Source organism: Streptomyces sp. BBFR25 (assembly GCF_044590125.1).
In the GTDB taxonomy this organism is placed as follows: Bacteria; Actinomycetota; Actinomycetes; order Streptomycetales; family Streptomycetaceae; genus Streptomyces; species Streptomyces canus_D.
The window spans coordinates 5,073,740-5,098,995 of record NZ_CP172447.1 but is presented as its reverse complement, the minus strand read 5'-3'; the positions used below and the strand labels follow the sequence as shown (position 1 = coordinate 5,098,995).

17 protein-coding genes are annotated in these 25,256 nt (G+C 73.8%); 5 read left to right on the top strand and 12 right to left on the bottom strand.

Annotated elements, in window-relative coordinates:
- Positions 1-162: 162 nt before the first annotated feature.
- Both ACGH52_RS23425 and ACGH52_RS23420 read left to right on the top strand, forming a co-directional pair.
- Entirely contained in the window at positions 163-1,575 is a 1,413-nt protein-coding gene (locus ACGH52_RS23425) for a PspC domain-containing protein (RefSeq protein WP_121702721.1), read from the top strand.
- Positions 1,562-1,792, top strand: a complete 231-nt coding sequence (locus ACGH52_RS23420) for a hypothetical protein (RefSeq protein ID WP_399942067.1) — start codon at positions 1,562-1,564, stop codon at positions 1,790-1,792. The genes ACGH52_RS23425 and ACGH52_RS23420 overlap by 14 nt, the downstream gene beginning before the upstream one ends.
- Positions 1,793-1,809: 17 nt before the next feature.
- On the opposite strand, the gene ACGH52_RS23415 is transcribed toward ACGH52_RS23420, so the two are convergent.
- The 3 genes from ACGH52_RS23415 to ACGH52_RS23405 all read right to left on the bottom strand — a co-directional run bounded on the left by ACGH52_RS23415 (position 1,810) and on the right by ACGH52_RS23405 (position 4,799).
- Positions 1,810-2,325, bottom strand: a complete 516-nt coding sequence (locus ACGH52_RS23415; protein WP_076975897.1) for a DoxX family membrane protein — start codon at positions 2,323-2,325, stop codon at positions 1,810-1,812.
- A 172-nt stretch (positions 2,326-2,497) separates the two neighbouring features.
- A complete protein-coding gene (locus ACGH52_RS23410) occupies positions 2,498-3,793 on the bottom strand; it encodes a hypothetical protein (protein WP_399942064.1) in 1,296 nt (431 codons plus the stop codon).
- Between the two features lie 202 nt (positions 3,794-3,995).
- Positions 3,996-4,799: a class II aldolase/adducin family protein gene (locus tag ACGH52_RS23405; protein WP_121702719.1), complete on the bottom strand. Its 804-nt coding sequence runs from the start codon at positions 4,797-4,799 to the stop codon at positions 3,996-3,998.
- A gap of 127 nt (positions 4,800-4,926) precedes the next feature.
- Between ACGH52_RS23405 and ACGH52_RS23400 the strand changes: the two genes are divergently transcribed.
- The gene (locus ACGH52_RS23400) at positions 4,927-5,412 is read left to right on the top strand and encodes a pyridoxamine 5'-phosphate oxidase family protein (RefSeq protein ID WP_193777699.1); all 486 of its coding nucleotides are present in this window, start codon (positions 4,927-4,929) and stop codon (positions 5,410-5,412) included.
- A gap of 15 nt (positions 5,413-5,427) precedes the next feature.
- On the opposite strand, the gene guaA is transcribed toward ACGH52_RS23400, so the two are convergent.
- On the bottom strand, positions 5,428-7,008 hold the full coding sequence (gene guaA, locus ACGH52_RS23395) for a glutamine-hydrolyzing GMP synthase (RefSeq protein WP_399942060.1): 1,581 nt from the start codon (positions 7,006-7,008) through the stop codon (positions 5,428-5,430).
- A 356-nt stretch (positions 7,009-7,364) separates the two neighbouring features.
- On the opposite strand from guaA, the gene ACGH52_RS23390 reads away from it, so the two are divergent.
- Entirely contained in the window at positions 7,365-7,652 is a 288-nt protein-coding gene (locus ACGH52_RS23390; RefSeq protein WP_399942057.1) for a chorismate mutase, read from the top strand.
- 642 nt (positions 7,653-8,294) lie between these two features.
- Here the strand turns inward: ACGH52_RS23390 and ACGH52_RS23385 are convergent.
- The 8 genes from ACGH52_RS23385 to ACGH52_RS23350 all read right to left on the bottom strand — a co-directional run bounded on the left by ACGH52_RS23385 (position 8,295) and on the right by ACGH52_RS23350 (position 23,673).
- Positions 8,295-10,139, bottom strand: coding sequence for a GMC oxidoreductase (locus tag ACGH52_RS23385; protein ID WP_399942054.1), 1,845 nt, complete (start codon positions 10,137-10,139; stop codon positions 8,295-8,297).
- Between the two features lie 47 nt (positions 10,140-10,186).
- A complete protein-coding gene (locus ACGH52_RS23380; protein WP_121702715.1) occupies positions 10,187-11,800 on the bottom strand; it encodes a succinic semialdehyde dehydrogenase in 1,614 nt (537 codons plus the stop codon).
- Between the two features lie 161 nt (positions 11,801-11,961).
- Entirely contained in the window at positions 11,962-13,662 is a 1,701-nt protein-coding gene (locus tag ACGH52_RS23375) for a serine/threonine-protein kinase (protein ID WP_399942050.1), read from the bottom strand.
- Positions 13,663-13,753: 91 nt separating this feature from the next.
- On the bottom strand, positions 13,754-14,863 hold the full coding sequence (locus ACGH52_RS23370) for a serine/threonine-protein kinase (protein ID WP_247699521.1): 1,110 nt from the start codon (positions 14,861-14,863) through the stop codon (positions 13,754-13,756).
- 93 nt (positions 14,864-14,956) lie between these two features.
- Positions 14,957-16,705 (bottom strand): serine/threonine-protein kinase, encoded by a 1,749-nt coding sequence (locus tag ACGH52_RS23365; protein ID WP_210974239.1) that lies wholly within the window; start codon positions 16,703-16,705, stop codon positions 14,957-14,959.
- A 145-nt stretch (positions 16,706-16,850) separates the two neighbouring features.
- Entirely contained in the window at positions 16,851-19,565 is a 2,715-nt protein-coding gene (locus ACGH52_RS23360; RefSeq protein WP_399942047.1) for a protein kinase, read from the bottom strand.
- A 210-nt stretch (positions 19,566-19,775) separates the two neighbouring features.
- Complete coding sequence (locus ACGH52_RS23355; protein ID WP_399946856.1) at positions 19,776-21,866, bottom strand: protein kinase; 2,091 nt, start codon at positions 21,864-21,866, stop codon at positions 19,776-19,778.
- A 100-nt stretch (positions 21,867-21,966) separates the two neighbouring features.
- Entirely contained in the window at positions 21,967-23,673 is a 1,707-nt protein-coding gene (locus ACGH52_RS23350) for a glycerol-3-phosphate dehydrogenase/oxidase (protein WP_121700826.1), read from the bottom strand.
- Positions 23,674-23,975: 302 nt separating this feature from the next.
- Between ACGH52_RS23350 and ACGH52_RS23345 the strand changes: the two genes are divergently transcribed.
- Positions 23,976-25,184: a nucleotide sugar dehydrogenase gene (locus tag ACGH52_RS23345; RefSeq protein WP_399942044.1), complete on the top strand. Its 1,209-nt coding sequence runs from the start codon at positions 23,976-23,978 to the stop codon at positions 25,182-25,184.
- Positions 25,185-25,256 lie beyond the last annotated feature (72 nt).

Sequence of the window (25,256 nt, the reverse complement as noted above, 5' to 3'; positions counted from 1 at the left end):
GGTGCGGGAGCCGGAGCATCAGGGTCGTTCCCCCAATCACCCCTGATCTTCGGGCCGCCCCCGCCTCGAACACTGCCCGGGCGCGGAGTCAGGGCCGATATCAGGGTCCGACCAGGGTCGAACCGGCTGCCGTCACGGCGTCTCGCCCGTCACCATGGACTCATGACAGATCACGAGCGCGCCGCGACGGGCCCAAGGCCCGGCTCCGGCCCGCGCCCACCGCTGGGCGCCGGGCCGCGGGACGCCGCGCCCGCCGCGGACGCCGGGGCGGCCGATCCGGGCCCCCCGGGTGCCGCCGGGCCGCCGCAGCGGTTCCGGCGCGACCGGCGGCACAAGACGCTCGCCGGGGTGTGCGCCGGCCTCGGCCGGCAGTGCGACCTGGACCCGGTGATCTTCCGGATCACGCTCGCGGTGCTCTCCGCGACCGGCGGCATCGGTCTCCTCTTCTACGGCTTCGCCTGGCTCTTCGTCCCCTACGACGACGAGGAGGAGAACGAGGTGCGCAAGCTGCTGACCGGCCGGGTCGACGGCCAGGCGCTGGCGGCCGTGCTCTTCGCCCTGGTCGGCTGCGGGGTCTTCCTCACCATGCTGCGCAACGGCGGCGTGCTGACCTTCGCCGTCGTCCTCTCCCTGCTCCTCGCGGGCGCCGGGTACTGGTCGCGGCACCGCAGAGCCCCCGAACCGGACCCGCTCTCGGCCCACGCCGTCGCCGACGCCCCGCCGGAGGCCCAGGCGCCGCCGATCATGTACACCTGGCCCTCCTGGTGGCGCGAACCCATCGTCAAGGACGGCACCCACGACGGCGGGACGGGCTACATGTGGGGGCCGCCGGACTCCGCGGAACGGGACATCGCGGCGGCCGTCAACATCGGCCGCGGGATCCCGGGGCGTCGCGACCGCGGTCCGGCGGGCGACCGGGGCCCCTGGTCCCCGCAGCCGCGCGGCCCCCGCGGCATCGGCGGCTGGGTGTTCCTGCTCGCCCTGCTGGCCGGTTTCCTCGGGACCCGGCTGACCTGGGACGACCACCCGCTGGGCACCAGCCTGCAGACCGGTCTGGCGTGCGCGCTCGCCGTCTTCGGCCTCGGTATCGCGGTCAGCGCCTTCCTCGGGCGCACGGGAGCCGGTTCGATCTTCCTGGCCGTGGTCACGGCGGGCCTGCTGGCCGGATCGGCCGCCGTGCCGGAGAACGTCGGGACCGAATGGGTCCGCACCACCTGGAAGCCGGTGGTGGCGGCCGACGTGCGCGAGCAGTACGACATCGGCGCGGGCAGCGGCACCCTCGACCTGTCCCGCCTCGACCTGGCCGAGGGGCAGACGGTGACCACGCGGGCCGACGTGGGCATGGGCCGCATACGGGTCGTCGTGCCGCAGGACATGACCGTGCGGCTGAACGTCGAGGTGGGCGTGGGCGACATCCAGCTGCCCGGCGACGACGAGAAGGACGTGGACGTGGCGCCCGGCAAGCACAAGGAGATCACCCTGTCCCCCGCCGGGGGCGGCCAGGACGGCGGCACGCTCGACCTCGACCTCCAGGTCGGCGTCGGTCAGGCGGAGGTGTCCCGTGCTGCTTCATAGGTTCCAGCCGGGGCGGCTGGTGGCCGGCCTCTTCCTGATACTGGCCGGCGTCATCTACGCCGGTGACGCGGGCGGTCTCTGGGAGACGCCGTGGTTCGTGGTGATCCCCGTCGTCGCGGGCGGGCTCGGCATCGCGGGCGCGGTCGGGGTCGTGGCCCGGGCCGCGCACCGACGCCGAGCGGCGACGGACGAGCCCCGGGCGGACCACCCCCGCTGACGGCGCTGCCGGGCAGCCTACCGGTAACCGCCCGTGCGCCGCCTGCGCCGGGTACGCAGTACGGCGTCCAGCGACAGCAGCGGGGCGCCGGCGAGGACGAGGGGGAGCCAGGCCATGAGGTAGGCGAGGTCGTTTCCGTAGTAGTAGGGGTCGGAGGCCCAGCTGACGGTCAGCCAGAGGCTGAGGGAGATCAGCGCGCCGCCCAGCGCCGCCAGGCGGGTGAGCAGCCCGAGCAGGGTGCCGATGCCGACGGCCAGCTCGCCCAGGGCGATGGCGTAGCCGAATCCGGGCGGGTTCTTCAGGGCGAGGTCGACCAGGGCGGGGACGGCCGAGGAGTCGCGGACTGTCCGCATCATGTCGCCGATGGAACCGGCGCCCGCGTCCTTCATGAAGGCGCTGTCGGTGAGCTTGTCCAGACCGGCGTAGATGAAGGTGACACCGAGGAAGATCCGTAGCGGAAGGAGGGCGTGGCGGGCGGCGTTGTCCCGCCAGTCCCTCCCGCCTCCGGGTGAGATGGGGACATCCGTCCGCATACCGTGCGTCATCACTGCCAGCCGCCTCTCGCCGCCCATGCCCGGACCCCCCACAGACCATACGTACGACACCCGGGTCCGGCTCAACCCTCGGCAACCGGTTTCTCGCCGCCGGTTTCGACGGGCCGCCGAGCGGGGGCGGGCGCGGTGCGGGGCGGGTGCGGGTGCGGGGTCAGTCCGTCACGTCGATGGCGTACCGGTTGGTCTCCACGCCCGCGCCCGTGACGACCTGGACGTCCACCCGGCCCGGTTCCACGTCGGCCGGGACGGGGACCGTCAGCACGTCGTCCGTGGGATTGCTGAAGCCACCCGTCACCGGGACCAGGGGCACGTGGACGTTGACCGCGCCGATGCGCACGACCATCCGGGACAGCCGGTCCGCCCGCTGGGCACCCGGGGGCACGAAGCCCGCGCCCCGGATCTCGATGTCGTCGCCGGTGCGGATGGGGCCGTCCAGGTCACCGGCCTCCCGCGCCCGGACCACGGAGAGGATGACCGGCCGCCCGCCCTCGGCGTACTTCCCGGCCACATAGGTCGCCGCGGAGACCAGCACCACCACCGCCAGCCCCCAGGGCAGGTCGGGCAGTTGCTCCGGGCGCCGGGCCAGCCGTACCGCCGCGAACACCAGGGCCACGGTGCTGATCACGACGTACTGGATGTCGGCGAAGGTCCCGCGGCCCGCGTCGTCCGTCAGCAGGTCGCCGGCGCGCGGCCGGTCGGCCCGTACCTTCTGCAGCCGCTGCCCCAGCACGCGCAGTCCCACCACCCGCCGCACCAGGACCGCGATGCCGCAGACCACCGCGAGCACGGTCACCGCGCCGATGCCGCGCCCGAGTTCGAGACCGGAGATCAGCGCCTCCCGCCGGTCGTGCCCCGAGGCGACGGCCAGTTGCCCGGCGAGCACCAGCACGGCGTAGGCGACGAAGAGGACCCAGGCCGCCGCCACCGCGCGCGAGGTGGACAGGCGGTTGTCCTCGCCGATGACCGGCGCCAGCGCCCCGCCCCGGGCCCGGTGGAACCACGACGCGGCCGTCAGCGCACCGGCCACCACCAGCGCCGCCGCGAGTGAGGCGGTGCGCGCCGCCGACCAGCCCGCACCGATCGCGGTGAGCGCCTGTCCGAGCAGCAGCAGGACGACCGCCGCCCACACGACGGCCGTCGTGCGGCGGCCCAGTGCCGCGAGCCATGCGTCGCCCTCGGCGCGGCCGCGTTCGGCGACGGCTTCCGCCGACTGGGTCAGCTCCTCCGAGACCCACTGGCGGGAGGCGGAGGCGGAGTGGGCCACCGCGGCCGGCAGCCCCTGCCCGGCCGCGAACTCGTCCCGTCGCAGCAGGAACGCGGCGACCGCCCTGCGGTGCCCCTCCCGGGCACCGTGCGGACAGTCCCCGCAGGTGCAGCCACCGCCGTGGGCGGCCTCGTACGCGTCCCTGTCCGAGCCGCTCCCGCGTCTCGCCTCCTGCACCGCCACGCCCGACGCCCGCCTTCCCGCACCCGGTAAGTCCCTTGGAACGACAGCGAATTGTGCCGTACCGCGGCCCGCGTCCGCGCGCCGCCCCGTCTTACGTCTGCTCAGCGCGGGTGAGGCGCGGACCGCCGTGTTGACGCGGCCCCGCGCGACCCCGCGTCGCCCCGCGCCCGCCCCGAGCCACGCCGCGCCGCCCCGGGCACGGTCACTCGAACAGGTCCGGTTCGCGGCGGGTGACCTCCTGCCACAAGGGCTGGTAGTTGATCCACGCCACCAGGTCGCCGCCGAGCTGTTCCCGGGTCGCCACGGCCTGCCGGTGGTCGATCAGCACCGGCCGCCCCGCCGCCTTCGCCAGCAGCTGCACCTGGCAGGACCGCTCCAGCGACAGGAACCACCAGGCCGCCGCGTCCACCGAGTCGCCGACCGTCAGCAGCCCGTGGTTGCGCAGCACCAGCGCCTTGCCGGAGCCGAGCACCCGCGCGATGCGCCGCCCCTCCTCGGCGTCGACCGCGACACCCGAGTAGGAGTCGTACAGGGCGTGGTCCTCGTAGAAGGCGCAGCTCTCCTGGGTGATCGGTTCGAGCAGCTCGCCGAGGGCCGACAGCGCGCGCCCGTGCACCGAGTGGCAGTGGGCGACCGCGACGACGTCCGGGCGGGCCGCGTGTACCTGGGAGTGCACGGTGAAGGCGGCCTGGTTCACATGGTGGCCGCCCTGCACCACCTGGCCCTCGGAGTTGGCCAGCACCAGGTCGCTCGCCCTGATGTGGGCGAAGGGCACGCCGAACGGGTTGACCCAGAAGCAGTCGCTGTACTCGGGGTCGCGGGCGGTGATGTGCCCGGAGACCCCGTCCTCGAACCCGTACCGCCCGAAGAGGCGCAGCGCGGAGGCGAGCCGTTCCTTGCGGTGGCGGCGCTCGTCCTCGACCGAGTCGTGCCTGGGCGGCATGGCGAACCGCAGCCGGTCGGTGGGCAGCGGCGGGGGCTCGGCGGCCCCGGACGTCCCGTGCATGTGTTCTCTGTCCTTCGGCGCCAGATGTGCCTTACGGGCCGGAAGTTACCGGCGGTGCGGCCGGGAGGACAGTTTCGGGGGCCAATACGCGACAGAGGGTGTCGGTTTTCGCGTTCACACTCGGCGTATGACTTCAGGCACTCCTGTGAACTGGGCCGGTTTCGCCGCCGCCGAGCCCGCCCTGGCCGACACCGTCGAGGCGCGGTTCGGCGCGTACACGCACCACGTCCTCGCCACCCTCCGCAAGGACGGCTCGCCCCGCACCACCGGCCTGGAGGTGCGCATCCTGGGCGGCGAGCTGTGGCTCGGCATGATGCCGGACTCGCTGAAGGCGCTCGACCTGCGCCGCGATCCGCGCTTCGCGCTGCAGGCGAACCCGGGGGACGGCACCGGCATGGGCGGCGGAGACGTGCGCGTCGCCGGGCGGGCGGTCGAGGTCGAGGACCCGCGGACCAGGGCCGGATACGTGGAAGAGGTGGAACCGCCGGAGCCGTTCCACCTCTTCCGTACCGAGCTGACGGAGGTCGTGCGGACCCGCGTCGAGGACGACAAGTACCTCGTCGTCGAGATCTGGCAGCCCGGTCAGCCCGTGCGCACGATCAGGCGCACGTAGGGAGCACCCTCGGGATCACTCCCACTCGATCGTGCCCGGCGGCTTCGAGGTCACGTCGAGGACGACGCGGTTGACGTCCTTGACCTCGTTGGTGATCCGGGTCGAGATCTTGGCGAGCACGTCGTACGGCAGCCGGGACCAGTCGGCGGTCATGGCGTCCTCGGACGAGACCGGCCGCAGGACGATCGGGTGGCCGTAGGTGCGGCCGTCGCCCTGGACGCCGACGGAGCGGACGTCCGCGAGCAGCACCACGGGGCACTGCCAGATGTCGCGGTCGAGGCCGGCCGCGGTCAGCTCCTCGCGGGCGATGGCGTCGGCCTCGCGCAGCAGGTCGAGCCGCGCCTTGGTGACCTCGCCGACGATCCGGATGCCGAGGCCGGGGCCCGGGAAGGGCTGGCGCTGGACGATCTCGTCCGGCAGGCCCAGCTCCTGGCCGACCATCCGGACCTCGTCCTTGAACAGCTGGCGCAGCGGCTCGACCAGCTCGAACTCGATGTCGTCGGGCAGGCCGCCCACGTTGTGGTGGGACTTGATGTTGGCGGTGCCGGTGCCGCCGCCGGACTCGACGACGTCCGGGTAGAGCGTGCCCTGCACGAGGAAGGCGACCTCGGGGCCGTCCTCCCGCATGATCTCCAGCTGCGCCTGCTCGAAGACCCGGATGAACTCGCGGCCGATGATCTTCCGCTTCTCCTCGGGGTCGGAGACCCCGGCGAGCGCCTTGAGGAACCGCTCCTCGGCGTCCACGACCTTCAGCTGGACGCCGGTCGCGGCGACGAAGTCCTTCTCGACCTGCTCGGTCTCGCCCTTGCGCATCAGGCCGTGGTCGACGTAGACGCAGGTCAGCTGGGAGCCGATGGCCTTCTGGACGAGGGCGGCGGCGACCGCGGAGTCCACGCCGCCGGACAGGCCGCAGATGGCCCGCTTGTCGCCGACCTGCTCGCGGATGGCGGCGACCTGCTCCTCGATCACGTTGCCCGTGGTCCAGTCGGGGCTCAGGCCCGCGCCCCGGTACAGGAAGTGCTCCAGCACCTGCTGCCCGTGCGTGGAGTGCATCACCTCGGGGTGGTACTGGACGCCGTAGAGCTTCTTCTCGTCGTTCTCGAAGGCGGCGACCGGGACGACGTCCGTGGAGCCGGTGACGGTGAAGCCCTCGGGGGCGGCGGAGCAGGCGTCGCCGTGCGACATCCACACCGACTGCTCGGCCGGGGTGCCCTCGAAGAGGGTGGAGGAGGGCTTGGAGACGGCCAGCTCGGTGCGGCCGTACTCACGGGCGCCGGAGTTGTCGACGGTGCCGCCGAGGGTCTGCGCCATCAGCTGGAAGCCGTAGCACATGCCGAAGACGGGGACGCCCGCCTCGAACAGGGAGCGGTCGAGGGTCGGGGCGCCCGGCTCGTACACCGACGAGGGGCCGCCCGAGAGGATGATGGCCGCCGGGTTCTTGGCGAGGATCTCCTCGACCGGCATGGAGCTCGGCACGATCTCGCTGTAGACCCGCGCCTCGCGGACACGACGGGCGATGAGCTGGGCGTACTGCGCGCCGAAGTCGACGACCAGGACGGTGTCGGGGGCGGCGGCAGCGGGAGTCGCTGATGACACGGGGTGCCTTCCGGCGGTCGGGCGGGGGGCTTGTGCTCCCGATTCTACCGAGCGGGGCAGGTGACCCGGCCCCGCCGTCGGCCGCCACCGTCGCCGCTCCCCCGTCCCGCCCCGGGTCTCACCATGCGAACCGGCTTGGACACCGGCCGTCGCCGGGGCATACTGGGGCCCATGCTCAAGCACCAGGCGTTCCTGTTTACCTATGGCAACCGGCCCACCGGCTGCCATGGTCGTGCTGCTTGAGCAACTGACAAGCGACTTCCCAGGCGCCCCGGGCCGACAAGGTCCGGGGCGCCTGGCGTTTGCGGACCGTGCCGGTCCCGGGTGCCGCCACCCTTCGGCGAGGAGCCACCGAGATGACCGTCACCACAGCAGACAAGACCGGCGCCCACACCCCCGAGGCCGCCGACGTGATCACCGGCGCCCGGGAGCGCATCGACGCCCTGGACGACCGGATCATCGGGCTGATCCAGGAACGGATGGCCGTCTCCGCCGTCATCCAGGAGGCGCGGATCACCTCCGGCGGCCGGCGGGTGAACCTCTCCCGCGAGATGGAGGTGCTCGACCACTACCGCCAGGCGCTGGGCAAGCCGGGTACGGCGCTGGCGATGACGATGCTGGAGCTGTGCCGCGGGCGCGTCTGAGGACCGCGGCACGATCGGGGATCGTCGTATCTGAGTTCGGGCCCCTTCTCACCCGTACGGCGCGTGACCGCCGCGCGAGCGGCTTCGTTGGTCCCGGTGTCCGTGTCAGCCAGGGGCGGGCCCGATAGAACCACGCGTGGCTCGCTGGAGCGATGAGACGTACGGATCGTGCCGTGCGTCGTGGGACCTCGCTCCAGGAAGTGACCGGACGGCAGGGGACAGCAGCCCGGTCACCCAAGAGAACGGCCGGCTCCGGGGACGCCCGGGGCCGGCCGACGGAACGGGTCCCTCGTTCGACACAGGCTTCCGAGGCCGGCGGCGCGACCCCCCGGCGCCGCTTCCGAGGCACCGGCACTGCCCTGACGCCGGTGCCGGCCGAGAGGGAGGGCCCTGCGGCCGCAGCGCCGCGGGGCCCTTCGCCGTGTCACCGCCACCGCTGGTGCCGACTCCCGCCATCGCAGTGACACAGGCCACATAAGGATTCTGTGAATGTGAGGACAACCATTCACAGGCTTCACCGATCAGACCGGACATGCGGCTTCGTCGCGCCCTGCCCGGGGGCGACGCGGCACAGGCAGGAGAAGAGGGACCCGCGCTCGGAGGGGGGTGCGGGTCCCTCTCGCCTCCCGCTCCCCGGGGCCGTCACTTCTTCGGCGGCACCGTCGGCAGGCCCAGGAACGGCAGCCGCAGCGCGCCGAAGGCCTTCTCCGGGACGGCCGGTGACCGGGGCTCGACGGCGGTCACGCGCGCGTACCCGGTGCCCTGCGCGGGGCGCGGGTCGCTCTCGCCCTTGTTCGGCCAGTACGACATCGCGCGCTCGGCCTGCGCCGTGATGGTCAGGGACGGATTGACACCGAGGTTGGCCGATACGGCGGCGCCGTCGACGACCGAGATGCCGGGGTGGCCGTAGAGCCGGTGGTACGGGTCGATGACGCCGGTCTCGCGGGAGGCGCCGATCGGGCAGCCGCCGAGGAAGTGGGCGGTGAGCGGGGTGCCCATCAGCTCGCCGACGTTGGACCCGGCGAAGCCGTTGATCTCGGCGGCGAGTGCGGAGGCCCCCTCGGTCGCGGCCTTGATCTGCTTCGGGTTGGGCGAGCCGTGGCCCTGGCGCGCGGTGAGCAGGCCCTTGCCGACACCCGCCGGTTTCAGGTGCGTGGACAGGGAGTTGTCCAGGGACTGCATGACCAGGCCGATGATGGTCCGCTCGGACCACTTGCGGTTGGACAGGGAACGCAGGACGAGGAGCGGGTGCTTGGCCGCGTGGCCCAGGAAGCCCAGGACGCGGGAGGTGCCCGAGGCGGTCTGCCCGGCGTAGGGGACCTGGAGGATGGACAGGCCGCCCATCGAGTTGGAGCCCTTGCCGTACCGCACCGGCTCGATGTGGGTGTTGGCGTCCGGGTGGATCGAGGACGTGATGGCGACGCCGCGCGTGAAGTCGGCGCGTGCCTCGCCGGTGGCGCCGCGGTAGCGCCGGTCGTCGGTCTGGGCGCCGACCAGTGCCTCGGAGTTGGTGCGGGTCAGCTCGCCGAGCCGGTCGGATATGTGGGGGAGCTGGCCGCCCGCCTTCATGCGGTGCAGCAGGGTCTGGGTGCCGTAGGTGCCGGCGGCTAGGACGACGCGGCGGGCGGTGAAGGTGCGGCCCGCGTCCTTCTTCCCGCGACTCCCGCGATTCCCGCGCTTCCTGCGGTCGGTGGGGAGCGTGGCTATCGCGAAGCCGCCGCGCGAGTCGTCGGTGACGGACACGGCCGTCGTCATCGGGTGCACGACCGCGCCGGCCTTCTCGGCGAGGTACAGGTAGTTCTCGTTGAGGGTGTTCTTCGCGCCGTGCCGGCAGCCGGTCATGCACTCGCCGCACTCGTTGCAGGCCCTGCGCTCGGGCCCCGCGCCGCCGAAGTACGGGTCGGGCACCCGCTGGCCCGGCCGGGCCTTCGCCGTGCCGTCGGCGTCCTCGCCGTCGCCGAAGAAGACGCCGACCGGGGCCATGTGGAAGGTGTCGCCGCAGCCCATCCGCTCGGCGGCCGCCTTCAGGTGCACGTCGGAGGGGGTCATCGTCGGGTTGAGTCGGACTCCGAGCATGCGCCTGGCCTGGTCGTAGTACGGGGCGAGTTCCTCGTGCCAGTCGGTGATGTCGCTCCACTGGGGGTCGTCGAAGAAGGGCTTCGGCGGCACGTAGAGGGTGTTGGCGTAGTTGAGGGAGCCGCCGCCGACCCCGGCTCCCGCCAGGACCATGACATTCCCGAGCAGGTGGATCCGCTGGATGCCGAACATGCCGAGCCTGGGCGCCCACAGGTAGTTCTTCAGGTCCCAGGAGTTCTTCGGCAGCGACTCGCGGGTGAAGCGGCGGCCCGCTTCCAGGACGCCGACGCGGTAGCCCTTCTCGGTGAGGCGGAGGGCGGAGACGGAGCCGCCGAAGCCGGATCCCACGACGAGGACGTCGTAGTCGTACCCGTTCTCGTCCCGGGTCTGGACAGAGTTCTCCTGCGACACGTGCTCTCCTCGTTGAGAACGGCGGTGGTGGGCGGTGGCCGGGCGGATCAGCGGAAGCGGAACGCCTTCATCAGGCGCAGGCTGCGGCTCATGAACGCCGCGTACTTCTCGTCGTCCATCCCCAGCGAGGGCGCCATCGGCAGCAGGCGCTGGTGGGCGACGGTCTGGGCCTCGGTGTACTTGAGGATGCCCTCGGAGCCGTGCCGGCGGCCGAGGCCGGAGTCCTTCATGCCGCCCATCGGGGACTGGGCGCTGCCGTAGGCGGGGGCGTACCCCTCGTTGATGTTGACGGTCCCGGTGCGCATCCGCGCGGCGACCTCGTGGCCGCGCCGGGCGTCCTTCGTCCAGACCGAGGAGTTCAGGCCGTACGGCGTGGAGTTGGCCTGTTCGACCGCCTCCTCCTCGGTCTTGAAGCGGTAGACGGAGACGACCGGGCCGAAGGTCTCCTCGGTGCACACGGTCATGGGGGCCACGACGCCGTCGAGGATCGTCGGCTCGTAGAAGTACGGGCCGATGTCCGGGCGGGCGACGCCGCCCGCGACGAGCTTCGCGCCCCGCTCCACGGCGTCCGCCACGTGCGCCTTCACGGTCTCCAGCTGCCGCTCCCCCACCAGCGAGCCCATGTCGGCGCCGTAGGAGAGGGAGGTGCCGAGCCGCATGGCCCTGGTGCGGGCGGCGAACCGCTCCAGGAAGGCGTCGGCGACGGACTCGTGGACGTAGAGCCGCTCGATGGAGATGCAGAGCTGACCGGCCGAGGAGAAGCAGGCGCGTACGGCGCCCGCCGCGGCCTTCTCTATGTCGGCGTCCGCGAGGACCAGCATGGCGTTCTTGCCGCCGAGTTCCAGGGAGACGCCGACCAGGCGGGCGGCGGCACCCTGGGCGACCTCGCGGCCGGTGCGGGTGGAGCCGGTGAAGGAGACGTAGTCGGCGTGCCGGACGACCTCGGGGCCGACGACCGGGCCCTCGCCGAGGACGACCTGGAAGACCTCGGCGGGCAGCCCGGCCTCGATGAGCAGGTCACGGGCCCACAGGGCGGTCAGGCAGGTCTCGGTGTCGGGCTTCATGACGACCGCGTTGCCCGCGACGAAGGCGGGGAGCGCGTCGCCGACGGACAGCTCCAGCGGGTAGTTCCACGGGGCGATCTGACCGACGACGCCGCGCGGGTGGCGCAGCTCGGTGACCTTGGTGAGGGTCGGTACGGCGCCGGTGTGCCGCTTGGGGCGCAGGTACGCCGGGGCCTTGCGGCCGTAGTGCCGGGCGGCGACGGCGACGGCCTGGACCTCCTCGTGGGCGTGCAGGCGGGCCTTGCCGGTCTCCAGCTGGATGAGGTCGAGGACCTCGGCCTGGCGCTCCAGGACCAGGTCGTGGAAGCGCAGCAGCACCGCGGCCCGCTGCCGTACCGGCACCTGCGCCCACACGGCCTGGGCGGCGCGGGCCCGCTCGAAGGCGGCGGCCACGTCCTCGGGGGTCGACTCGGGCAGGTCGGCCAGCTTCTCGCCGGTGAACGGGGTGTGGTTGGCGGTGCGGCCGGACCCGGCCACGCCCTTGGTGAGCTGGGCGACCAGCTCGGGCGTGACCACGTCGGCAGCGGTGCGGGTGCCCTCCGGGGTGGGGGCGAGGGGGTTCGTGCCGGTGAGTTCCGGGGCCTGCGCGTCCGTCATGAGCCGCAGGGTATGACGCCGCGCGGGCTTTGTGTACCCGTCGGTAATGGGGATTCACGGTGATTCACCGAGTGCTCACATGCCGCCAGTGATCGCTGGCAACAAACCCGCTGATCAGGGCGTTACACGGGAGGGCGGCACGCGAGCACTTCTTTCCCGGCTCAGAGGCCGGCCACCTCCCAGTTGGCGACCACCGTCCGGGCGATCTCCCGGCCCTCGTCGGCGAAGTAGCCCTCGCGCGGGTAGTCGATCGACACCTTGTACATGTCGCCGTTGTCGGCCCGGTAGTACAGGATGTGGAACTCGCGCGCGCGGGGGTTCTGGGTATCCGAGGTCGTGTACGCGATGGTGTTCTCGGCGGCCTTCTCGCCCTTGTACTCGGTCTCGCTCGGCTCGCCCTCGGGCGCGGGATCGGCGGCGAAGTTCCAGGAGTACTCGCCGTCCTTGAGCATCTCCCAGTCCGCCCAGGCGTTGGCACCGGCGGTGTCCGGGATCTCGTTCGTCTTGTCGTCGGCCTTGATGTCCCGGTCCACGGAGACGGTGACCGCGCCGCTCGGGTCGGCGAAGGTCTCGTTGGTGCCGTCCCAGTCGTCCGGGTGCTTCGCCTTCACGAACTCGGCGGGCACGCCGACGCTCATACGGACCTTGCCGTCGAGCTTGTGCTGCTTCCAGCCCTCCGGCAGGGGGCCCGCGAAGGGCTCCGCGACGACCAGGTACGACGCCACCGCCGCCGCGACGACCGCCGTGCCGAGGGTGATCCACGCGTTGCGGCCCAGCCGGACGCTCCAGCGGGACGGGGGCGCCGCGCCCGGTCCCTCGGGCCCGTCGAGCCGGACCACCTGTGTGGGCGGCGGCGCGGGCGGGTTCGCGGCGGCGTCCAGCAGGGCGCGCACCCGGGCGGCGTCCGGGCGGCGCGCCGGGTCCTTGTCCAGCAGCCCCGTGATCACCTCGGCCAGCGGGCCCTGTGCGGAGGCGGGCGGCGCGGGCATGGCGTTGAGCACCGACTGGAGCGTGGCGGGGGTGTTGCTGCGGCGGAACGGCGAGACGCCCTCCGTCGCCGCGTACAGCACCACGCCCAGCGACCACAGGTCGCTCGCCGGGCCGGGGCGCTGGCCCAGCACCCGCTCCGGGGCGATGTACTCGGGCGAGCCGACGAAGCCGCCGGTGTCGGTCAGGCTGGTCTCGCCCTCGATCTGGGCGATGCCGAAGTCGGTGAGGACGACGCGGTCGTACCGGCCGAGCAGGACGTTGTCCGGCTTCACGTCCCGGTGCAGGACGCCGGCGGCGTGCGCGGCCTCCAGCGCGCCGAGCACCTCCAGGCCGATCCGGGCCGCCTCGCGCGCGCTCAGTGTGCCCTCCTGGAGGGCGTCGCCGAGCGAGCGCCCGTGCACGAGTTCCATCACGATCCACGGCTGCTCGTCCACGACCGCCACGTCGTGCACGTCGACCACGGCGGGGTGGTCGAGCCGGGCGGCGGCGCGCGCCTCGCGGCGCATCCGCTCGAAGGCGTTGGCCCGTTCGCGTTCGGGAAGGTGGTCGGGGACGCGGGGCTCCTTGACGGCGACCTCGCGGTCGACGGTCTCGTCCTTGGCCCGCCACACCGTGCCCATGCCGCCGTGCCCGAGCTTGGCGAGCAGGCGGTAGCGGCCGGCGATGAGCCGCCCGGCGCCCGGGTCCGGTGCGGCGGGCGCGGACGCGGGTCCGGGTGCAGACGCGGGCGAGGGCGCGGGCGCCGGCACGACCTGCGTGGGTGCCGCGTACGGATTGCCGGGATGCGGCACGCCGACGGGCGGGTTCGGTGGTCGCAGGTCAAAACTGGTCGGCTCGTCCGCCCCGCTGCGGGGCCCCCCGTTGCTGCTCATGGGTCATCCATACCGTGCCGGGTGCTCCTGTTTCCACCGCCGGTGCGCGGCGGTCACAGACCCGTGACGCGGGCTGCCGCTTATCTCCCGTTTAGGTACCGGTGCCGGAACCGGACGCGGTCGGCGACGCGGGCTCCGTCGTCGGCGGGGTGGGCGTGGGGGTGGGCGTCGGCGTGGCGGGCACCGAACTCGTCGGCGCACCGCCCCCGTCGTCGCCTCCGTCCGCGAGCAGCACGGCCGCCGAGACGCCCGCGCCCGCCGCCGCGACGACCAGCAGCACCGCCATGAGCACGCTCCGCCGCATGCTCCGCCGCGCGCGCAGCGGCCCGCCGGTCACGGCCTGCGCCGGTGTGGCGGGCGTACGACCGGTGCTGAGGAAGGCCCGCAGCATCCGCTGTGCCGACGCCGCGTCCAGCCGCCGTCGCGGGTCGCGCTCCAGCAGGCCCCGTACGACCGGGAGGAGCGGTGCGGCCTGCGCGGGCGGGCGGATCTCCTCGGTGACGACGGCGTGCAGCACACCGCCCAGCGAGTCGCGGTGGAAGGGGGACGCGCCGCTGAGGACCGCGCACAGCAGCACACCCAGCGACCACAGGTCCGACTCCGGCCCGGTCCCGGCCCCGGACATCCGCTCCGGCGCGGTGTACTCGGGGGAACCGACGAAGGAACCGCTCTCGGTGAGCGTGGTGGCGCCCGCCACCTGGGCCACCCCGAAGTCGGTGAGGACGACCCGGCCGTCCTCGGCGATCAGCACGTTCGACGGCTTCACGTCCCGGTGCAGGATCCCTGCCGCGTGGGCCGTGCCCAGGGCGTCGAGCAGGGCGACGCCGATGCGGGCGGCCTCGGCGGCGTCGACGGGGCCGCGGCTGAGGACACGGTCGGCGAGGGAACCGCCGTCGACCAGTTCCATGACCATGTACGCGCGTGCGTCGTCCTCGACCACGTCGTGCACGACGATGACGTGCGGGTGCCGCAACTGCGCGACCGCGCGGGCCTCGCGCAGGGTGCGCTCACGGCGCCGTCGGGCCTCGGCCGCGGAGAGGGACTCGTCGAGGGGCAGCGCCTTCACGGCCACTTCGCGGGCGAGCAGTTGGTCGGTGGCCCGCCACACGATGCCCATACCGCCGTGACCGAGCCGCTCGTGGAGCCGGTAACGGCCCGCGACGAGACGCCCGCCCGCCCCCTCGGTCACCATGCGTCCCATCATGCCCCACCGGACGGGCACCCTCCGGGCCGCCGTCACACGGGTGGCCGACAACCGACGGGCGCGCGAGCGGCGTCGCGGCGACGGCGCGGATCAGCCGGTCTTCTCCTGCCAGCTCTGCAGCACCGCCTTGAACCGCCGCTGGGTGGTCGGCCAGTCGCTCGCCGGTCCCGACATGTTGAGGGCGTACTCGACGCCGTCGCGCGACATGTACGTCTGCGACACGGCACGGCGCGGGCCGGGGAACTCGGTGTCCTTCGCCAGCGCGGTGAAGGTGTACTCCCACCGGGCGCTGTCGCGGTCGCGGTAGCCGACGCGTTCCAGGCTGACGCGCCGGTAGTCGACCAACCGCTGGCGGAGTTGCGCGTCCAGGTCCTGCAGGTGGACGTACGGGTCGTTGTAGTCGGGCGCGGTGTCGACTGATATGCGGAGGAAGTGTTCGCCGCCGTCGGGGGTGTAGTCGATCTGCCGGAGTTCGCCGCTGTCGCCGTCGAAGTCCGTCCGCTGCCAGTTCTCGGGCAGGTAGAGGCTGAAACCCAGCGGGTCGTCGCGGCGTGTCCAGTCGGCCGGGACGGAGCCGCCGGGGCCCTTGCCGGTCGTGGCGGAGGCCGAGGGGGAAGGGGAGGCGGTGGCGGACGATCCCTGGGTGGGGTCGCCACCAGCCGACGAGCCGCCCTCGTCGCGCTGTTGGAGCACCACGGCGGTGCCCGCGCCGATGAGCGCGGCGGCGGCGACGACCAGGGCGAGGGTGCGCATGCGGACCCGGCGGGCGCGTCCGGGAGCGGCGCCGCCCGCCGCCGGCGCCATCGGGTGACCGGGTGCGGTGTACCCGGTCGGGGCGGGGCCGACCGTCGTGGGGCCGGTCGCCGTGGGGCCGGGCGTCGGCGGGTAGGGCGTGGCGGGGGTCCCGCCGGTCCCTCCCGGCATCCCGGGTGCCCCCGGTATCCCCTGGTGGGTCGTGTCGCCCGCCTGCGGTGGGGGCCCCGGGTACTGGGTGGTCGGCACGTACGCCTGGGCGCCGTTCGGGCGCCTGCCCTCGGCCGCCTGGGCGAGCAGGTGCTCGGCCTCGGTCGCGTCGGGCCGGTCGGCCGGGTCCTTGCGCAGCAGGGCGCTGATGACCGGCGCGAGCGCACCGGCGTACCGGGGCTCGGTGGCCTCCTCCTCGACGACCGCCTGCATGGTGGTGAGGGGGGAGGTGCGGCGGAACGGCGACCTGCCCTCCACCGCCGTGTACAGCGTCGCGCCGAGTGCCCACAGGTCGGAGGACGGTCCGGGGTCGTGGCCGCGGACGCGCTCGGGCGCGAGGTAGTCGACGGAGCCGACGACCTCTCCGGTCCGGGTGATGGTGGAGTCGCCCTCGATCTGCGCGATGCCGAAGTCGGTGAGCAGCACCCGGCCGTCGTCGGCGAGCAGGACGTTGCCCGGTTTGACGTCGCGGTGCAGGACGCCTGCGGTGTGCGCGGCGCGCAGGGCACGCAGCACCCACAGGCCGATCCGGGCCGCCTCGCGCGGGTCGACCCGCTCCTCGTCCTTGACGGCGTCGGCCAGCGAGCGGCCTTCCACCAGCTCCATGACGATCCACGGCCGGCCGTCGTGTTCGAGTACGTCGTGCACGGTGACGACGGCCGAGTGGTTGATCCGCGCCGCCGCGCGCGCCTCGCCCCGGGTGCGCGCCAGGAGGATGGCCTGGTCGCTCTCGGAGACGTAGAGCGCCGCGGTCAACTCCTTGATGGCGACGGTCCGGTGCAGCACCTCGTCGTGTGCGCGCCACACCCGGCCCATGCCGCCGCTGCCGATGGCTTCCCCGAGCCGGTAGCGTCCCGCGACGAGCCGGCCCTGCATCTGATTCACGTTGCCCCGCAATGGTCTTGTCAGGGCCAGACTAGGGACCGGCTCCCGTCCGGGGAACGGGTGGGGTGGGATGGAAACCGCTCTGTGACGGTTGTCGCTTTCCGTGACGTGAGGCAACCATCGGGCCGAACTGCGGTCAGCGGGTGTACTGGTAGGTGGCCGAGGCCTGTTCGAACAGCTTGCTCACCTCGTCACGCTCCGCCTCCGGACCGCGGACCTGCACCACGTGGTAGCGACCGTCGATCAGGACGGCGACATTGCGCACGTACAGCTCGCCGCCACCGGCGGCGGTCCAGGTGAACTGCCCCTCCGCCATGGTCCGTCCACCGACCTCGATGGTCTTCAGGCCGCTGGAGGTGGCCCAGCTGGAGGCGCGGTACGAGGCCAACTCGGGTTCGCTGTCGCGCTGGTAGGTCATCGGGTCGTCGCCGAACTCGGAGGCGCGGTCGCGGCCCGGTACGACGATCAGCTCGAAGTCGCCCTTGGCGTAGACGACCTGGCCGCTGCCGTTGCGGGGCGTGCGGTTCCAGCCGTCGGCGACGGCGACGCGGAAGCCCTCCGGGTCCTTGCGCAGGGTGAAGCCGTCGGCGACGCCGGACTGGGTCTCGGTGCCGCCCGTCGACCGCGAGGAGCCGGGGTCGGGCTTCGGGGAGGTCTGGTCCGGCCGGGGCTCGCTCCCGGCGTCCGGCGACTTGGCGGACGGCGCCTGGCTCGCCTCGCCCGCGGCACCGGTCCGGTCGGCGGTGCCCGTGCCGTTGGTGTCGCTCTTCGGCATGAAGAACATGGCGTACGCGACGGCGCCCGCCATCGCGAGCAGGATCAGCAGGAGCAGGGTCCGGCCGAGGCTGCGCGGGGAGCGGCCGGGCTCCGGCCGCTTGTGCCGTCCGTGGTGCGCGGGCAGCCCGGCACGCCGCCTGCGCACCAGCTCGCCGCGGCGGCGCACGATCGGCAGCCGGCCGGTCTCGACGGGCGGCGCCGCGATGACGTGCAGGCCCGCCTCCGGCTCGGGCGCGGACCGCACGAGGGAACGCAGCCAGCCGCTCAGCTCCTCGAACTCGATGCGCTCGGTGGGGTCCTGACGCAGCAGCGACTCCACGACCGGCCGCAGCGGCCCGCACTCCTCGGCGAACGCCGGCGGCTCCGCGCACACGATCTGCACCAGCTCGGCGGTCGACTCCTCCGGGTAGGGCGCGTGTCCCTGTACGGCGCGGAAGAGCAGCGCGCCCAGGGCCCACAGGTCGGTGGCGGGGCCGATGGGCGCGGCCAGCTGCCAGTTCTCGTGCACCGGACCGGCCTGTTCCGGCGCCCAGCGCTCGGTCACGGGTCCGACCACGGCCATCCGCGTCTGCCGGGCCCGCTCGGCGGCGAGCGCGGTGGCCGGACCGCGCGGTACGGGCGTCCGGGCGGCCAGGTCGTCCCAGCCCGCACGGGGCCCTGCCCCGCCCTCCGCCGCGGCCGGGTCACCGGGGGCGGGCTCGGGGGTGTCCTCCCGCGGCGCGGCGGGGGGCTCGGAATTGGCCTCCCACCATGCGGCGGCAGACCCCTCGGTGCCCTCCTGCCGCCCGGCGGGCAGAGCCCGCCCGGCCGCTCCCCGTTCACCGGCCTGGCGGGGGGCGGGAAACGCCGGGTCGCCGGTGCGAGGGGCGATGGAGGACGCCGGGCCGCCGGGGGGACGGGGCGGGGCACCGTGCCAGGAGGTGGTGCGTACGCCGTAGGGGTCGGCGATCTGCCCCGGCGGGCCGGCGGCGGCATCACCGGAAGCGGCGGGGTCACCGGGGCCCGGGTCGTCGGCGTCGTTGTGCGGGGAGCCGGGACCGGTGGCGAAACCCGGGTGTCCGGCCCGCGTGCCGGGGTCACCGGCTCGTGAGGTGTCGTCGGGGGCGGGGCGGGCGCCCGGCAGGGCCGCGTGGCCGTTCTGGGCCTCCTGGACGCGGGCGGCGGCCCTGGCTCCCGCCCGGTAGGCGGCGATGGCACCGGCGCGCGCGGCACGGGCGTCCCCGGCGGCGTCGAGCGACGCGGGCGCGAGTCCGGCGGGCGCCCTGCCCGGCCCCGGAGTCCCGGGCACCGGGAGCCCGCCGACGCCGCGCGCCTCGATGGCGGCCCGCCGGGCGGCCTCGGGGTCGGCGCCACCGGGGCCGTAGACGCCGGTCCGCGGGGCGTCGCCACCGGGGCCGAAGGTTCCGTTCGGGTCGACGGCGGTGCCCGGCTCCTCGTCCGGCGGCGGGGGCACCGGGTCGTACCCGCACAGCGCCTCCTCCGCCGCCCCGACCGCCAGGCCGGTCAGCATGACCCGCCCGTCGTCGCAGACGAGCACGGTGCGCGCGGTGATGTTGCGGTGCACCCAGCCGTACGAGTGCAGCACCCGCAGCGCCAGCAGGACGTCGGAGGCCACCTCGGCCGCCCGGTACGGCGTCAGGGTCTGTTCGGCGAGCAGCGCGGCCAGCGGCCTCGCGGCCACCAGCTCGCTGACGATCCACAGCGAGCCGCCCTCGGCGAAGACGTCGAAGACCTGGTCCAGGCGCGGATGGTCGGGCACGGCCGCCGCGGCCTGCGCGGCCTCGACGGCACGCCGTACCACCGGATCGGCCGGCCGCCTGGGGCCGCCGCCCGCGGCCGGGGTCCGCCTGCCGGGGTACCGGGCGCCGCCGTCCCGGGCCGTGAAGCCGTCGGGCAGGCCGTCCGCGTCGAGCACCTCGGCCTCGACGACCTCCGGCAACGGGATCTGGCGGACCAGGACTTCCTGGCCGCTGTAGGTGTCGAAGGCCCGGGTCTCGGTGAGTTCGTACTCGTCGGACGGCGGCAGGGGCAGGCGGTAGCGGTCGGCGAGCACCCGTCCCGCGTAGTCGTCCACGTCGCCACCCCCGGCAGCCGTCGGTCAATTCCGTTCGTCCGGCGGGCCGTTCCGGCTGCGTACGGTCCGCAACCACTCACGATACGTGCCGGAGGCAACCCGCAATGAGCTGATGCCAGATATCGCGCGGCTCAAACCCGGGCCCCGTGGGGCCCGGGCCGCAGAGCCCGCCCCGGGCTGGCCGGAGAGTCCGCCTCCGGACCCGTCCGCTCAGGACTTGGGTTCGAAGGTCTTCGACAGGGTCCGCCAGGTGTCCCGGCGCAGATCGTCGCCCCAGTCGGCGGCCTTCGCGGTGTACATGAGCGCGTAACCCTGGTGGTCGTTGACGACGAATCCGCGGTCCACGGTGCGGTACTTGGTGCCGCCGTCGGTGTAGGTGAACTCCCAGTCGGCCGCGTTCCAGCCCCGGTAGCCCACCTTCTCTATGCGGATCTTCTGGTAGTTCGAGCGGACCATGTACCGCTCCTGGTTCTTCCAGTCCGCGACGGGGTCGCCCTTGGGCGTGGAGGTCCAGGCGACCAGCAGCTTCTGCCCGCGGGGGCCGGTGAACCGGTCGCCCGAGGAGCCCGTGGTGGTGAACTTCCAGCCCTCGGGCAGTCCGATGCGGTAGCCCTGGCCGCCCTTGTGGGTGGCGGCGACGTCCTCGTCGTCCTCGGACTTCCCGGCGTCGTCCGACTCGCCGTCCGACTCCCCGCCGGTCTCGCCGGACGCGCTCGCCCCGGCGTCCGGGGCGCCGGACGCCTCCCCGCTCGCCGCCGGGTCGGAGGCGGAACCGTCGGTGCCGGTACCGCTCTCCTCGTCCCGCTTGGTGTCGTCGCTCGCACCGGCGGAGGCCGCGGGCTTGCCGCCGCTGCCGCCCTCGGCGCCCTTGTCGTCGCCCCCGCCGAGCGTGAGCGCCAGCACGGTGCCGAGCACGGCCAGCGCCACGACCACCGCGATGATGATCAGCGTCCGGCGCGGCACCACGTCGGTGAGCGGGGCCCGCGGCACGGGCCGGGCGGGCAGGTCCGGCGGCGGCACGACCGGCCAGCCGGAACTCCGCGCTCCGCCGGCCGCGTTCGCCGCACCGGTACCCGGACCGGCCGTCCCGGCGGCGCCACCACCGCCGGGACGCGTACCCGCGCCCGGTCCCGAGGCCGATCCCGCCCTCGGCGCCGGCGGGGCGGGGGTCGTACCGGCGGACCCGTGGGCGGCGGTCGCCCCCGCGGCTCCCGACGCCGTCCGGCCGCCGTCGTCCGGCTTGGTCCGCGAGGCGGCGGCACCGGCCGCACCGGCCCCGGCAGCCGCCTTGCGCACGGAACGCAGCGCTCCGCGCAGCTTCTCCCCGGCCTCCTCGCCCAGCCTGCCGCCGGACCCCTGGGCACCGCCGCGGCGCCTGCGCCCGTCCGGCTGCGGCGGCAGCGGCACCACCTTGGTGGCGTCGACCGGTTCGGCCCCGGCCGCCTGCTCCGGGGCGTGGATGACCTTGTTGAGCATCGCGCGGGCGCGCGCGTCGTCGAGCCGCTGGTCGGGGTCCTTGTTGAGGAGCCCGTAGATGACGTCCCGGAGCGGGCCCGCGTTCTTCGGCTCCTCCAGGTTCTCCGTCATCACCGCGGTGAGCGTCGCGATCGCCGAGCCCCGGTCGTAGGGCGGGGTGCCCTCGACGGCGGCGTACAGCAGTCCGCCCAGCGACCACAGGTCGGCGGCCGGGCCGGGCTTATGGCCGCGGGCGCGCTCGGGGGAGATGTAGGAGGGGGCGCCGACGAGCATGCCGGTGGAGGTGATGGAGGGGTCGCCCTCGACCTGGGCGATGCCGAAGTCGGTGAGCACGACCCGGCCGTCCTCGGCGATCAGTACGTTCGACGGCTTCACGTCGCGGTGCAGGATGCCCTCGCGGTGCGCGGAGCGCAGCACGTCCAGGACGGCGAGGCCGACCTCGGCGGCGCGCCTGGGCTCCAGCAGACCGTCCTCACGGATGGCCTCGGCGAGCGACTTGCCCTCGACGAGTTCCATCACGATCCACGGCCGGTCGTCCTCCTCGACCACGTCGTACACCGTGACGGCGCTGTTGTTGCGGATCCGCGCGATCGCCTTGGCCTCGCGCAGCGTGCGCGTGATCAGGCGCCGCTTCTCCTCCTCGTCGATGTTCCCCGGGAACCGCAGCTCCTTGACGGCGACCGTGCGTCCGAGGGTCTCGTCCTCGGCGCGCCACACCGTCCCCATGCCGCCGCGGCCGAGCACGTCTCCCAGCCGGTACCGCCCGGCGAGGAGACGTGCGCTCTTGTCCGTACGGGATGTCCCCGCCCGCTCCGCCTCCGACATGCGTCCCCTCATGCAACCCGCCCTGACAGAGCCTTCATTGTCCCTCACCCGACAAGTGCTCTACGCCCAGGGTGCCAGGAGGGTTCCGTTCCCGCCCTCCTCACCGCGCCACGATGTCCGGCGCCCCCAGCCGGGCCGCGTCGGCCGTCAGGTCGTCCGGCTGGCGCTGGGACTCCCGCTCGGCCTCGACCCGCTTCTCGTAGTGCTCGATCTCCCGCTCGACCTGGCCCTTGTCCCAGCCCAGCACCGGCGCCATCAGCTCGGCGGCCTCGCGGGCGCAGCGCGTCCCCCGGTCGAAGGTCTCGATGGAGATGCGGGTGCGCCTGGTCAGGACGTCGTCCAGGTGCCGCGCGCCCTCGTGCGAGGCGGCGTAGACGACTTCGGCGCGCAGGTAGTCGTCGGCGCCGGTGAGCGGCTCGCCCAGGGAGGGGTCGGCGGCGACGAGTTCGAGCAGTTCCTCCGTCAGCGAGCCGTAGCGGTTGAGCAGATGCTCGACGCGTACGACGTGCAGTCCGGTGCGGGCGGCGGTCCGGGCCCGCGCGTTCCACTGCGCGTGGTAGCCCTCGGCGCCGAGCAGCGGGGTCTCCTCGGTGACGCAGTCGGCGACCCGCAGGTCGAGCCCGTGCACGGCCTCGTCCACGGCGTCCTTGGCCATCACCCGGTACGTCGTGTACTTCCCGCCCGCCACGACCACCAGGCCGGGCACCGGGTGGGCGACGGTGTGCTCGCGCGACAGCTTGCTGGTGGCGTCCGACTCACCGGCCAGCAGCGGGCGCAGACCGGCGTACACGCCCTCGACGTCGTCGCGCGTGAGGGGCACCGACAGCACCGAGTTGACGTGTTCCAGCAGGTAGTCGATGTCGGCGCTGGACGCGGCCGGGTGGGCCTTGTCCAGGTCCCAGTCGGTGTCCGTGGTGCCGATGATCCAGTGCCGGCCCCAGGGGATGACGAACAGCACGGACTTCTCGGTGCGCAGGATCAGGCCGGTGCTGGAGTGGATGCGGTCCTTGGGCACGACCAGGTGGATGCCCTTGGAGGCCCGGACGTGGAACTGGCCGCGCTCGCCCACCATCGCCTGGGTGTCGTCGGTCCACACCCCGGTCGCGTTCACCACCTGTTTGGCGCGGACCTCGTACTCGCCGCCCGCCTCGACGTCCTGCACCCGCGCGCCGACGACCCGCTCGCCCTCGCGCAGGAAGGAGGTGACCCGGGCGCGGTTGGCGACCTTGGCGCCGTACGCCGCCGCGGTGCGCACCAGCGTGGCCACGAAGCGGGCGTCGTCCATCTGGGCGTCGTAGTACTGCAGGGCGCCGACCAGTGCGTCCTTCTTGAGGGCGGGCGCCACGCGCAGGGCGTGACGGCGGCTCAGGTGCCGGTGCAGCGGCAGGCCCCGGCCGTGGCCGCGGGCCATGGACATGGCGTCGTAGAGCGCGACGCCGGAGCCCGCGTACAGCCGCTCCCACCCCTTGTGCTGGAGCGGGTACAGGAAGGGCACCGGCTTCACCAGGTGCGGCGCGAGCCGTTCGAGCAGCAGACCGCGCTCCTTCAGCGCCTCCCGCACGAGCACGAAGTCGAGCATCTCCAGATAGCGCAGGCCGCCGTGGATCAGCTTGCTGGACCTGCTGGAGGTGCCCGAGGCCCAGTCCCTGGCCTCGACCAGGCCGACGGACAGGCCGCGCGTCACGGCGTCGAGCGCGGTGCCCGCACCGACCACGCCCGCGCCCACCACCAGTACGTCGAGTTCGCGCTCGGCCATCGCCGCGAGCGACTCGGCGCGCTGCTCCGGCCCAAGGGTCGCTGTCCTCACTGCTGCCTCCCGCTGTCGGTCGCGCCGGCCGCACCCGTCGGGTGAGCCCGGTTCCTGGTACCCACCATGCCCAGATTCTGACCGGCCTGCCCGACATCGGCAGCCGCGGGCCCCAACCTGTGGACAACTTCCCCACGAGCCCGCACCGGCCCGCACCGGCCCGTCGACACTCGCCGAAACTCCGCAGATCAATACCGCAAATCGGTCATATTTACTCCTAGTCTGACGTTGTGCTCGCCCGTCCTGTCCACCGGGCTTGCGCACCTGTCCCGCTTCGGCTACTGGGAAGGACGGCCCACGCCATGCCCGCAGATCTCGCCGTCATCGGACTCGGCCCGTACGGCCTGCCGCTGGCCCAGGCCGCCGTCGCCGCCGGCATCCCCACCCTCGGCTACCGCACCGGCCCCGAGGCCGACCCGCTCACCCCCGCCGAGGTGCGCCGGATGCTCGCCACGGGCTTCCGCACCCCGACCGGACCGGCCGAGCTGGGCCGGGTCCGCACCGCCGTCATCTGCGCGCCGACCCCGCCGGGCGCGGACGGCGGCCTGGACCTCACCCAGGTGGAGGCCGCGGCCCGAACCCTCGCCGCCCACATGCGCCCGCACACCACCGTCATCCTGGAGTCACCGGTGCGCCCCGGCACGACGGAGGAGTTCCTGCGCCCCCTCCTGGAGCAGGGCTCCGGGCTGCGCGCCGGCCGCGACTTCCACGTCGCCTACTCCCCCAGCCGCGTGGACCCCGGCAACCGCGACTTCACCCCGGCCAACACGCCGAAGGTCATCGGCGGCCTCACCCCCGCCTGCACCGAGTCGGCCGCCGCCTTCTACAGCCGCCTCACCGACAAGGTGGTCCGCGCGCGCGGGCCGCGGGAGGCGGAGACGGTCCAGCTCCTGGAGACCAACTTCCGGCATGTGAACATCGCCCTGGTCAACGAGATGGCCGTGCTCTGCGACGACCTCGGCGTCGACCTGTGGGACGTCCTGCGCTGCGCGGAGACCAAGCCCTTCGGCTTCCAGGCCTTCCGCCCGGGCCCCGGCGTCGGCGGCCACTCCGTCGCCCAGGACCTGACCGGCCGGGCGCCGCACAGCCTGCGCATGGTCGAGCTGGCCCAGCGGGTCAACGCCCAGATGCCCCGCTACGTCGTCCAGCGCGCCGCCGCCCTCCTCAACGAGCACGGCAAGTCCGCGCGCGGCGCCCGCATCCTCCTGCTCGGCGTCACCTACAAGGCCGACCTCGCCGACCAGCAGGCCACCCCGGCCGAGGAGATCGCGACCCGCCTGATGTCCATGGGCGCCGCCGTGAGCTACCACGACCCGCACATCCCGTCCTGGAACGTCGCCGGCCGCCCCGTCCCGCGCGCCGACTCCCTCTACGAGGCCGCCGCCGACGCCGACCTCACCATCCTGCTCCAGCAGCACCGCACGTACGACCTCCAGGGCCTGTCGGTCAAGGCCCAGCTCCTCCTGGACACGCGGGGCGCCACACCCACGGGGGCGGCGCACCGGTTGTGAGGCGGGGGCGCACGGGGGTGACCGTGCCACGGAGCTGGTGGTGAGAGGGTGGCTGCGCCGGTACGGTGGGGG